Source organism: uncultured Mucilaginibacter sp., from assembly GCF_903913935.1.
GTDB lineage: Bacteria > Bacteroidota > Bacteroidia > Sphingobacteriales > Sphingobacteriaceae > Mucilaginibacter.
On the sequence record NZ_CAIWNH010000031.1, the window covers coordinates 1 to 10,328 of the forward strand.

Genomic DNA, 10,328 nt, shown 5'->3' on the forward strand with positions numbered 1-10,328 from the left:
AATCCAGATATAATTAAGCGCCATATGATAATTCCCGCTTTGAAGATAAAGTTTTTTTGGCTAAAGTTGTAAAGTAAGGAACGCAGTAACCCCTATAATGGGTAAAGGAGCTTAAAAAATGAAAGAGATTACCGCGCAATTAAACAAAGCAATTGAACACTTTTTAACATCAGATATTCAAAATGTTAATTGGGAAAACAGGCCCGGGCCGGAAAAATGGTCGGCAGTAGAGATCATCGGGCATTTAACTGACAGCGCCCAGATCAACCTGCAGCGTTTTGTTCGATGTACATACCAGGAGAACTTTAAACTGGTATACGACCAGGTAGAATGGGTGCAGGCCCAACATTACCAGGAAGCAAACCTTGATGAGTTGCTGAGTTTATGGTATCTTTTGAACAGGCAAATTATCCGTGTTTTAGATAATTATCCCGCTGACAGGTTGCTGGCGCAATGCGATAACAACAAAACGGAACAAAGTTTGCATTCTGTTGAATGGCTGGCGCAGGATTATGTTGCACATCTGACACATCATTTAGATCAGATCATAAATCGAAAATAAAATGAATTCATTAACTGAAACCTGGTCGGATTTAACCTGGTTAAATTTCTTTATCAACACCAACAACTCACCATTCACAATTCACCTCTCACTATTTTACATTTGCGTTAAACATTCCTGAACTAAAAATCATAATTTAGTGCTTTAAAATATAAAAATCATGCCTAAAATAGAACTTGCCCGGGTTAGCGGAGATTTTGGCTTTGTAGCTACAGACGAAAATGGACATAGTATACAAATGGACAGTAGCCCCGAAAGCGGTGGCCAGGATTTTGGTGTACGCCCCATGCAGGTATTGCTGATGGGCCTTGCAGGATGTTCGGCCATTGATGTAATTGCTATTTTGAAAAAACAGCGCCAGGAAGTGAAAGACTATAAAATGGTAGTTAACGGCGAACGGGAAAAAGGGAAAGAACCTTCATTGTGGCAGAACATTGACGTTGAGTTTCATTTATATGGCGATATAGATGAGGATAAGGCAGCAAAAGCGGTTGAGTTATCTATGGGGAAATATTGTTCTGTTTCCGCTACGCTTGAAAAAGCCGGTGCGAATATTAAATGGAAAGTTTTTATTCATGCCGCTGAAAATGAAGGCGTAGATTTCATTTAATAAAATTCAAGATCATTTCTTTTATACAATTAGCCGCTAATAATTGTTAGCGGCTAATTGTATATTAAAAACCAGCCCGGCATACGACGAAAAAAAACAAAAGGGTTTACACAGGGTTTACTAAAATTACAAATATAATTGCATTTGTAATTGATAATCAATTAATTGTAAAAATGCCGGGTTTACACAAAAAACTTTTTTATTGGTAAACTTCATCTAGTCCCAATTATTAACTATTCTTTGGTTTATTAAACGCATATTCTATCGTTGTTACTTAACGGCAATTTTTAACGCATCAAGTTTTACAGAGAAGCATCTTATCTGAAAGAAAAGGAGAAAGGGGTGATTCGATTAGTTTATTACTTAACATAATGTTAATTATGAGAATAAATATTGGTTTTAAATCAGATCTATTTTGTCAGCTTCATCCCATCTTTTATTAAATATCCGAAGGTTTGTTAAAACATCTTTAAACTTGTCTTTTCAGTAAGAACATAAAACAAATTCTCATGGATCTTAAAATAAAAAATAAAATCGCGCTGATTACAGGTTCAACAGCCGGTATTGGATTTGCCATTGCAAAAGCTTTGGCTAATGAAGGCGCGCAGGTTGTTGTTAATGGCCGAACTGCTGAAAGAGTTAACAAAGCTGTTGAGCAATTGAAAAATGAAACCGGAAATGAAAATATAACAGGAATTATTGCTGACTTTGCGGACAAAGCCCAGGTGCAAAATTTAATAGATCAATTACCGGAAGTTGATATCCTGGTAAATAATGTAGGCATTTTTGAGCCAAAACAATTTACAGACATCCCGGACGAAGACTGGTTTAAGTTTTTCGAAGTAAATGTGATGAGCGGTATCCGGCTGTCAAGAGCTTATTTTGATAAAATGATCCAAAAAAACTGGGGCCGGATTTTATTTATTTCGAGCGAATCGGCTATCCAGATCCCTGAAGAAATGATCCATTATGGGATGACCAAAACCGCGCAAATTTCGGTGGCCAGGGGATTGGCTGAATTAACAAAAGGCACGCGTGTAACGGTTAATACCGTATTGCCGGGCCCCACTTTCTCTGAAGGTGCCGGCAATTTTTTAAAGGATATGGCCAAAGCGAACAATAAAACTGTAAAAGAAATTGAAGCTGATTTCTTTAAGCATACACGCCCGACATCTATTTTGCAACGATTTATTGAGCCGGATGAAATCGCAAGTTTGGTGGCCTACCTCGCCAGCGACCTGTCAATAGCTACCAATGGTGCAGCCGTACGTGCCGACGGCGGTGTTGTTAAAAGTGCTTTTTAGATTTTGAAGATGTAGTATTCTTTATTACCGTTTCGTTTTTCATGGTATCGACTGGCGCCACCGGCTGCGTTGCCACTTTGGTAGTCCCAATGTCTCGCGTGCTGGTGACAAGTTTGGTTTGGTAATCGTAATATTTTAAATCACCCGCCTTATTTTACACTAATTTTTCGGATATTTAGCAGGTATGTTAGTATCCGAAGGTGTGTTAAAATGGACCTTGCGCTTCTACCCTCCCCTGTTTTTTCAACGCATATGGATAACGAGGTTTCACAAGGGGTTCAGGGGTGTTGAGGTAAAGATTGGGAAAAGTATTTTAAACAAAAACTATCACAAATCTATTTTTGGGGGGACGATATACGCTGCGGCTGACCCTTTCCATCCTTTGCTGTTTAATAATATCATGTCTCTGAAGGGTTATAATGTGCGGGCCTGGACAAGGTCGTCCGCAATCCGGTACCATAAACCGGCGCATTCAAATCTTCATTTTGAAATTACAATAAATGACAGTGAAATAGCTATTTGCGAGAATGAACTAAAGCTGAATGGCCGGTTCAGGAAATCATACCTTACAGAAATATTTGATAAAGATAATAAGCTGTGCGCATCGGTGATCAATGAAATTTATATGAGGGATCTAAATTATTCCGGGAATAAAGAAGCCGAAGATCAGGCCTGAATGTATAGTAGAAAATAAAAAATTATTCGGACGAAAATGTACGTTTTTATGAATGCCGATACTTTCTTAAAAAAAGGATATCTGATTTCGACAGATAAAAGTTTACTTGATTTTAATAGTATCTACCAATACCTGAGCGAAGAGTCATACTGGGCAAAGGGCCTGCCTGCAGAAAGGCTTGTGAAGGCTATAGAGAATTCGATATGCTTTGGCATTTTTAAAGAAAATAGGCAGGTTGGATTTGCCCGGGTAGTTACCGATAAGGCTACGTTTGCGTACATTTGCGATGTTTTTGTACTTCCCGGTTGCAGGGGAATTGGTTTGTCAAAGTGGTTAATTCAAAGCATTACCGAGCACCCGGAATTACAGGGACTAAGGCGCTGGTCGCTGGCCACAGCTGATGCACACGGCTTATACAGCCAGTTTGGATTTACAAACCTAAGCCGCCCTGAAAACTGGATGGAGAGATTTAAACCCTACCAGGTGATAAACAAAGAGGAACAATAAACCATGAATGTTAAAAAGCTGATCTTTGAAGGCGAAGGTGTTTCTCTCGACTTTAAGAAAACGATTACCAGCTGCGAAAAAATCGCCCGGACGATGGTTTCCTTTGCGAATAACAGAGGCGGCAGGCTTTTAATAGGCGTGGCCGATGATGGCACGATAAAAGGTGTAAAATCAGAGGATGAAGAACGCTATATGATCACCAGGGCTGCTCATTTATTTGCCCGGCCAGCCATCGAGCCCGTCTTTGAAGAGGTTTATATTGATGATAAAATTGTGCTGGTGGTGGAAATTCCACAAACCGACACTAAGCCTTATTTTGCTTTGGCTGAAGACGGTAAATGGTGGGTGTATGTTAGGGTAAAGGATAAAAGCATACTTGCCAGTAAAATTGTAGTTGATGTACTCAAACGCAAGTCAGGCACCGAAGGCGTATTGATCGCGTATTCTTCTAATGAAAAGACATTATTGGAATACCTTGAAAAGACCGCGCGGATTACCGTTGCAGAATGCTGCGACCTGTTAAAAGTAGGCCGGCGTAAAGCACAACGCATACTGGTGGATCTGATCCTATCAGGAATCATCAGGATCAATACCACTGAAAAAGAAGAGTTTTATACGGCGGTATAGAGACCGAAAGTGAAAGAATCGGAACGTTACAACATTACAACTTTCCAACCTTTAAACATAGCCCCCCAACATGAAATCCATCTATCATAAATATAAACCGCACTATAACGAAAACCTGAACCTGGCGATCCCGGTGGTGATCTCCCAGTTGGGGCATACGCTGGTGCAAACGTCGGATACTATAATAGTTGGTCATTTTGCGGGAACAATTTCACTTGCAGCAGTTTCTTTAGCCAATAGTATTTTCATTATTACCCTCGTGATCGGTATTGGGATTTCTTATGGTATCACTCCGCTTATTGCGCAGCATAATGGCCGGAATAATTACGTGGAATGCGGGCGCCTGCTGTCAAACAGCCTTTTCATAAATGTAGTTACAGGCATTATTCTTTTCGTTTTTACGTTGCTCGGTTCTGTGTTTTTATTGGATCATCTTCATCAAACGCCTGCTGTAGTGCAACAGGCGCGTCCATTTTTGGTGTTGCTCGGCTTGTCAATGATCCCTATGCTGGTGTTTAATACCTTTAAACAATTTGCCGAAGGGCTTGGGTTTACCAGGCAGGCCATGTCTATTTCTATATGGGGTAATTTATTTAACATTTGTTTGGGCATTGTACTGGTAAAAGGTATGTTAGGTATTAGCCCGATGGGCGTTCGCGGAGTGGGATACAGTACACTGGCAGACCGATGTATTATGGCGACAGTAATGGGTTTGTACGTCTTTAAATCGACTAACTTTAAGGCTTATCTGCGAACATTTGCGCTGAAGAACATTGATCGTTTACGATGTATCCAATTACTCCGTATCGGCGGCCCTGTAGCGTTACAATACACTTTTGAAATTAGCGCATTTAGTGCGGCAGCGATTGTTATCGGCACGATTGGCTATCATGAGCAGGCCGCACACCAGGTTGCCATTAATCTTGCTTCTATGACTTATATGATGGCAAGCGGATTATCTGCTGCGGCAGCCATAAAATCGGGCAATTATTTTGGCAGCAACGAACATGAAAAACTCCGGCATTCAGCTATTTCCAGCTACCACATTGTTTTGGTGTTTATGTGCATCACAGCTGCTGTATTCACCGTTTTTAATCACCTTTTACCATGGATATTTACTTCAGATAGTATCGTTATTAATATTGCTGCACAATTGATTATCATTGCCGCATTTTTTCAGTTGTTTGATGGTGCCCAGGTGGTTGGCCTTGGCATTTTACGGGGTATGGGCGATGTTAATATCCCGACAATTATCACCTTCCTGGCGTATTGGGTGGTGGGTTTGCCTGTTGGTTATCTGTTGGGCCTTAAATTACATTTGGGCGTAAAAGGGGTTTGGTACGGATTGGTGCTGGGATTGATGGTGTCGGCCATCCTGCTTTTTTTTCGGTTTCAGTTCATCAGCAAGAAACACCGGGATAAAACGGTTTTAATCAAAGCGCAGGATTAAAAATATAATTCATTTGCCACCCGGTAATTATTGCAATGAGCTTCAACTATATCTTTAATATCAGGCGAGTAGCCCCCACCCATACTCACCTGTACCGGAATTTTATTTGCGATACATTGTTCAAATACAAATTGATCGCGTTGTTTACATGCAGCTTTACTTAAAGCCATTTTTCCTAATTTGTCGGAAGCCAAAACATCAACCCCTGACAGGTAAAAAATAAAATCGGGCTGCTGCCGGTCGATAAGTTGCGGAAGGATCGTTTTTAAAAGATGAAGGTACTCCTCATCGCCTGTGCCATCAGGCAATGCTATGTCATGGTCGGATTTCTCTTTGCGAAAAGGGAAATTATTTGCGCCGTGCATCGAAAAAGTAAATACCGATGGATTGTTTTCAAATATTTGCGCCGTCCCGTTTCCCTGGTGGACATCTAAATCAATAATTAAGATAGAAGAAGCTAATTTGTTATTTAATAGATAATTAGCGGCAATTGATTGATCGTTTAATAAACAAAAACCCTCGCCCCAGTTGGTGCCGGCATGGTGCGTTCCGCCAGCCACATTAAAGGCCACGCCAAAGTTAATTGCGTGCAGGCATCCTTCAATGGTACCCTGTGCTATGCGTTTTTCGCGTTCTATCAATTGGGCTGATAAGGGGAACCCGGTGCGACGCTGCTCTTTTGGCGGCAGGGTTAAATCGCGTAATTGGGTCCAGTATGCTTCCTCATGTGTCCATAATATAATTTCTTCTGACAATTCACCCGGTGAAAAAAGGCTTTCCTCGCTAATCAATCCCTCATACAGGAGCTGCGCCGGAATCAACTCGTACTTCAGCATTGGGAAACGATGCTCTGCCGGCAACGGGTGTATGTAGATCGGATCGTAAGCTATTTTGAGCATGTTTAATCGTTGGAAGGTTGGAATGTCGCAGATTGGCTTTTTTTGCGAATTTTACGCCCTGTAATCAATTGTCTTAAATTGAAGTTGCCAGTAGCCGCCCAGCCTCAAAAACCTGCTTAAAGCTATTGTAAAGCGGCACTGGGCTTAATCTAATCACGTTTGGTTCGCGCCAGTCGCCGACGACGCCATTTTCTGTTAACCTATCAAATATTGCCTTGCCATTTTGCTTGCAAACGATAGACAACTGGCAGCCTCGCTCTGTCCCGTTTTTTGGGGTGATGATTTTAAACAGCTCATCACCATGTTTTTCATTGATCTCATTGATCAGGAACTCCAGGTAGCCGGTAAGCAATTCGCTTTTTGCCCGTAGCGGTGCAATGCCGCCCGCTTCTTCAAAAATGTCAAGAGAGGCTTTGTGTAAAGCGAGCAATATTGCCGGGCTCGTACTTAACTGCCAGGCTGCAGCCCCCTTTTCTCCCTCAAATACCGAAGGCATTAAAAAGCGTTTATCTTCGCGGAAGCCCCACCATCCTTCAAACCGGCTGAGTTCTTTATTATCGAAATGCTTTTCGTGAACAAATGCGCCGCTTATTCCCCCTGGGCCGGAATTTATGTATTTATATGAACACCAGGTGGCAAAATCAACGCCCCATTCATGAAGTTTTACCGGAACGTTCCCCGCAGCATGGGCCAGGTCGAACCCTGCGAAAGCTCCGGCGCCATGAGCTGCCTTCGTTATCGCCGGCATATCAAACAGCTGTCCTGTGTAGTAGTTTACGCCACTAAAAAGCACCAATGCAAGGTCGTCGGCATGTTCATTTATTTTCCGGATGATGTCTTCCGTTCTCAAGGTAAACTCACCTTCCCGTGGAAACAATTCAATTATCGCGTCTTTCGGATCATAGCCATGGAACCTTGCCTGACTTGCAATCGCATACTGATCCGATGGAAACGCCCCTCCTTCCATCATTATTTTAAACCTGTTACGGCTTGGCTTATAAAAACTTACCATCAATAAATGAAGGTTTACTGTAAGTGAATTCATGATGGTTATTTCGTCCCGATTCGCGCCAAGTATCTTTGAAAGCGTATCAGTAAGCCTTTTGTGAAAATCAAGCCATGGTTCATCGCCTGTAAAGAATCCTTCTATTGCACGTTCCTGCCAGTTCTTTAAAATCTTGTCAACTTCGGCCTGCGCGGTTATGGGCTGAAGTCCGAGAGAATTGCCGCAAAGGTAGATCACATCCTTCCCGTTATGCTTTGGCGCAAGAAATTTGGATCGAAAATTCTTTAATGGATCCTGTTCATCAAGCTGAGTGGCGAATGCTAAGGTGTTTTGATAGATCATTGGTTATTGCTAATTGTAGACGCAATATTTTGTGTCTCTGAAATATGCCTGGAGACGCAAGGTATTGCTCTACACCGACAAAATTAATTATTTATTCGGCTTGCTGACATATGGATTACCCTTTACATAAAAACGATAGGGTAATAAAGCATCCTCGGCTGCATAGGAAACGCCGACTCTTGGAACCGAAGCGATTTTTTCATCTTCAAACGTTAATCCATTATCCTCTAACCAGATCTCATTGCTTTGAAGGCTTAATGCATTGATCTTCCTGGATATACCCAAAGCCTTAGCAACGGAACCCGGACCTGAAGTAATATTGGGTTTTAATGCCGGCATATTGCGCCGATGCAGCATGATGTCTACCCCTTCGGTGGGATTTATGGCCCTGATCAATATCGCATGTGGTTGCCCTTCGGCAGAAGTTACGATGTTAAACATTTCGTGGATGCCAAAGCATAGATAAACGTAAGAAATGCCGCCAAGCATAAACATGGTTTGGGTACGGGGTGTTTTACGGTTACCGTAGGCGTGTGATGCCTTGTCTACTATGCCTTTATAGGCTTCTGTTTCAACAATATATCCACCTGTTTTTAATCCATCAATACAGGTGAAGATGTATTTGCCCAGCAAATCTCTGCTTAGCGCCACTACATCATCGTTGTGATAATATGATTCGGGTAACTTCATTTTCTTAAGATGCGCTTTAATATTTGGGTTACTTCCTTTGCCCGTTCAAAGATCATGATGTGCGTTCCGCCTATGACGATGATTGCGCCCTTGATTCTTTTATATGAAAATACCAGGTCTTTATCCCCTATAATCTGCACAACATTTTTGGGGATCACTTTATTATCCCATTTCAGCGTTGCATTCATGGCCCACTTTAAGAATACCGGCGATGATTTTTTAAGCATATCTGCGAAGAGCCAGTTGTCTGCCTCGTTCATGTGTCCAAAAAATGGTTTGATTAAAAATTCCAGTCGGGTAAATACTTTTCCAGGGATTGGTTTGTAAAAAGGAATTACCCTCAGTAAACTAAAATACCAGGGCGCTTCATCTATAGTTTTGATACTGGAGATCTGTACTACCTGTGCCACTGGGATAATTTTGGCTATTTCTATAGCTATCATTCCACCTAGAGAATTGCCTATTACAATTGAATTTTGTTTGATATGGTATTGATAGATAAGTTTTTGTGCATAGGTGGTTAAAGTATCTGTTTTATGCGGTTCTATCCAGTCTACGCAGGTAACTTCGTGATCATGAAAGTCGATGTTGTTGTAAATCCTGCAGTCGGCACCTAAACCAGGGATCAGGTAGATGTTACTCATTGAAGTTTACCAGTGTTGTAATTTGCTCCAGGTAGTAAGCATCTGTTTCGTTAAACTGATTCAAAGCTTCACTGTCAACATCAAGCACAGCGACAACTGTGCCATCTTTAAACAAGGGAAGGACGATCTCTGACTTGGAGAGGGAACTGCAGGCGATGTGACCCGGGAAAGCGTCCACATCCGGAACAATTAATGTTTTGGCCTGCTGCCAGGCGGCGCCGCAAACACCTTTTCCCAACCCGATACGGGTACAGGCTACCGGCCCCTGGAACGGGCCTAAAACCAGTTCGTTGTTTTTTACCATATAAAAGCCAACCCAAAACCATTTGAATTGTTCTTTCAGCGCCGCGCAAATATTGGCCAGATTAGCAATAAGATCGGACTCGCCCTGAAGCAACGCCTCGATCTGCGGAATTAACGACTGGTATAACTCAGCTTTGTCGGTTGATGATATGATATTTAAATCCTCTGCCATGTTTGCAAAAGTAACGAAGCTGTTTTGAAAGTAAATAAGACAAATCTCATATTTAATCTTTTATTTGATCAGGCCATATTACATTTGGCGTAGAGACGTAATATTTTATATCCCTGCCGGAAATTTATATTTAAATCATGAGAATCATTGCCGAATTACCCCACCCCGAATTTAAGATCTCCATCCTTAATATGAACAGTAAATACATTGTGAAGATTGAGCAGGGGAGTTTTGAGCAGACCTACAAAATCGCAGAGATCGACCTGCTTGACGGGGTGAACAGCATTTTTGAAATAATGGATGAGGTGTTTTTAAAGACCGTTTCAGCCCGCTTTGCAGAAATGCGGAAGGATTTTAAAGAAACCTATCAACGCTATAACTATTGATTTCGGTTGTCTTTGTAAATTATTGAAGTATAGTTACTTATGCAGGTAAAAAATAGTATTCAAAATATTATTTTGTATTTTGGGGTTAAAATGCCCTCTTTATATAGCTTGAATTCAACTTGTTTGATCTGTATTTATAATTAAACAGCT

General features: G+C 41.4%; 13 protein-coding genes. 8 read left to right on the forward strand and 5 right to left on the reverse strand.

Annotated elements, in window-relative coordinates; all coding sequences use genetic code 11:
• The first annotated feature begins 118 nt into the window (after positions 1 to 118).
• From QZY09_RS01300 to QZY09_RS01330, 7 genes are all read left to right on the forward strand, one after another.
• Entirely contained in the window at positions 119 to 562 is a 444-nt protein-coding gene (locus tag QZY09_RS01300; protein WP_295667152.1) for a DinB family protein, read from the forward strand.
• 160 nt (positions 563 to 722) lie between these two features.
• On the forward strand, positions 723 to 1,172 hold the full coding sequence (locus tag QZY09_RS01305) for an OsmC family protein (RefSeq protein WP_295667155.1): 450 nt from the start codon (positions 723 to 725) through the stop codon (positions 1,170 to 1,172).
• Positions 1,173 to 1,681: 509 nt separating this feature from the next.
• Positions 1,682 to 2,476 carry an SDR family NAD(P)-dependent oxidoreductase gene (locus tag QZY09_RS01310; protein ID WP_295667158.1) on the forward strand — a complete coding sequence of 265 codons (795 nt, stop codon included), beginning with the start codon at positions 1,682 to 1,684 and terminating at the stop codon, positions 2,474 to 2,476.
• A 184-nt stretch (positions 2,477 to 2,660) separates the two neighbouring features.
• The gene (locus tag QZY09_RS01315) at positions 2,661 to 3,152 is read left to right on the forward strand and encodes a DUF4442 domain-containing protein (protein ID WP_295667161.1); all 492 of its coding nucleotides are present in this window, start codon (positions 2,661 to 2,663) and stop codon (positions 3,150 to 3,152) included.
• A gap of 36 nt (positions 3,153 to 3,188) precedes the next feature.
• Positions 3,189 to 3,659: a GNAT family N-acetyltransferase gene (locus QZY09_RS01320; protein ID WP_295667164.1), complete on the forward strand. Its 471-nt coding sequence runs from the start codon at positions 3,189 to 3,191 to the stop codon at positions 3,657 to 3,659.
• 3 nt (positions 3,660 to 3,662) lie between these two features.
• Complete coding sequence (locus tag QZY09_RS01325; RefSeq protein ID WP_295667167.1) at positions 3,663 to 4,286, forward strand: helix-turn-helix domain-containing protein; 624 nt, start codon at positions 3,663 to 3,665, stop codon at positions 4,284 to 4,286.
• A 70-nt stretch (positions 4,287 to 4,356) separates the two neighbouring features.
• Positions 4,357 to 5,736 (forward strand): MATE family efflux transporter, encoded by a 1,380-nt coding sequence (locus QZY09_RS01330; protein ID WP_295667169.1) that lies wholly within the window; start codon positions 4,357 to 4,359, stop codon positions 5,734 to 5,736.
• Here the strand turns inward: QZY09_RS01330 and QZY09_RS01335 are convergent.
• From QZY09_RS01335 to QZY09_RS01355, 5 genes are all read right to left on the reverse strand, one after another.
• Positions 5,733 to 6,635 carry a histone deacetylase gene (locus tag QZY09_RS01335; RefSeq protein ID WP_295667172.1) on the reverse strand — a complete coding sequence of 301 codons (903 nt, stop codon included), beginning with the start codon at positions 6,633 to 6,635 and terminating at the stop codon, positions 5,733 to 5,735. The genes QZY09_RS01330 and QZY09_RS01335 overlap by 4 nt on opposite strands.
• Before the next feature lie 73 nt (positions 6,636 to 6,708).
• Positions 6,709 to 7,983, reverse strand: a complete 1,275-nt coding sequence (kynU, locus tag QZY09_RS01340; RefSeq protein WP_295667176.1) for a kynureninase — start codon at positions 7,981 to 7,983, stop codon at positions 6,709 to 6,711.
• 87 nt (positions 7,984 to 8,070) lie between these two features.
• Complete coding sequence (locus QZY09_RS01345) at positions 8,071 to 8,673, reverse strand: DNA-3-methyladenine glycosylase (protein ID WP_295667180.1); 603 nt, start codon at positions 8,671 to 8,673, stop codon at positions 8,071 to 8,073.
• Complete coding sequence (locus QZY09_RS01350; RefSeq protein ID WP_295667183.1) at positions 8,670 to 9,317, reverse strand: alpha/beta hydrolase; 648 nt, start codon at positions 9,315 to 9,317, stop codon at positions 8,670 to 8,672. The genes QZY09_RS01345 and QZY09_RS01350 overlap by 4 nt, the downstream gene beginning before the upstream one ends.
• Positions 9,310 to 9,792 (reverse strand): GAF domain-containing protein, encoded by a 483-nt coding sequence (locus QZY09_RS01355; protein ID WP_295667187.1) that lies wholly within the window; start codon positions 9,790 to 9,792, stop codon positions 9,310 to 9,312. Before QZY09_RS01355 ends, QZY09_RS01350 begins: the two co-directional genes overlap by 8 nt.
• Before the next feature lie 137 nt (positions 9,793 to 9,929).
• On the opposite strand from QZY09_RS01355, the gene QZY09_RS01360 reads away from it, so the two are divergent.
• Positions 9,930 to 10,178: a hypothetical protein gene (locus QZY09_RS01360; protein ID WP_295667190.1), complete on the forward strand. Its 249-nt coding sequence runs from the start codon at positions 9,930 to 9,932 to the stop codon at positions 10,176 to 10,178.
• Positions 10,179 to 10,328: the final 150 nt, after the last annotated feature.

Excerpts from the sequence above, each read along its gene's own strand:
- QZY09_RS01355 (WP_295667187.1), bottom strand. The coding sequence starts at position 9,792 with ATGGCAGAGGATTTAAATATCATATCATCAACCGACAAAGCTGAGTTA.
- QZY09_RS01300 (WP_295667152.1), top strand. The coding sequence starts at position 119 with ATGAAAGAGATTACCGCGCAATTAAACAAAGCAATTGAACACTTTTTA.
- QZY09_RS01360 (WP_295667190.1), top strand. The coding sequence starts at position 9,930 with ATGAGAATCATTGCCGAATTACCCCACCCCGAATTTAAGATCTCCATC.
- QZY09_RS01315 (WP_295667161.1), top strand. The coding sequence starts at position 2,661 with ATGTTAGTATCCGAAGGTGTGTTAAAATGGACCTTGCGCTTCTACCCT.
- QZY09_RS01325 (WP_295667167.1), top strand. The coding sequence starts at position 3,663 with ATGAATGTTAAAAAGCTGATCTTTGAAGGCGAAGGTGTTTCTCTCGAC.
- QZY09_RS01335 (WP_295667172.1), bottom strand. The coding sequence starts at position 6,635 with ATGCTCAAAATAGCTTACGATCCGATCTACATACACCCGTTGCCGGCA.
- QZY09_RS01310 (WP_295667158.1), top strand. The coding sequence starts at position 1,682 with ATGGATCTTAAAATAAAAAATAAAATCGCGCTGATTACAGGTTCAACA.
- QZY09_RS01350 (WP_295667183.1), bottom strand. The coding sequence starts at position 9,317 with ATGAGTAACATCTACCTGATCCCTGGTTTAGGTGCCGACTGCAGGATT.
- kynU (WP_295667176.1), bottom strand. The coding sequence starts at position 7,983 with ATGATCTATCAAAACACCTTAGCATTCGCCACTCAGCTTGATGAACAG.
- QZY09_RS01320 (WP_295667164.1), top strand. The coding sequence starts at position 3,189 with ATGTACGTTTTTATGAATGCCGATACTTTCTTAAAAAAAGGATATCTG.
- QZY09_RS01305 (WP_295667155.1), top strand. The coding sequence starts at position 723 with ATGCCTAAAATAGAACTTGCCCGGGTTAGCGGAGATTTTGGCTTTGTA.
- QZY09_RS01330 (WP_295667169.1), top strand. The coding sequence starts at position 4,357 with ATGAAATCCATCTATCATAAATATAAACCGCACTATAACGAAAACCTG.
- QZY09_RS01345 (WP_295667180.1), bottom strand. The coding sequence starts at position 8,673 with ATGAAGTTACCCGAATCATATTATCACAACGATGATGTAGTGGCGCTA.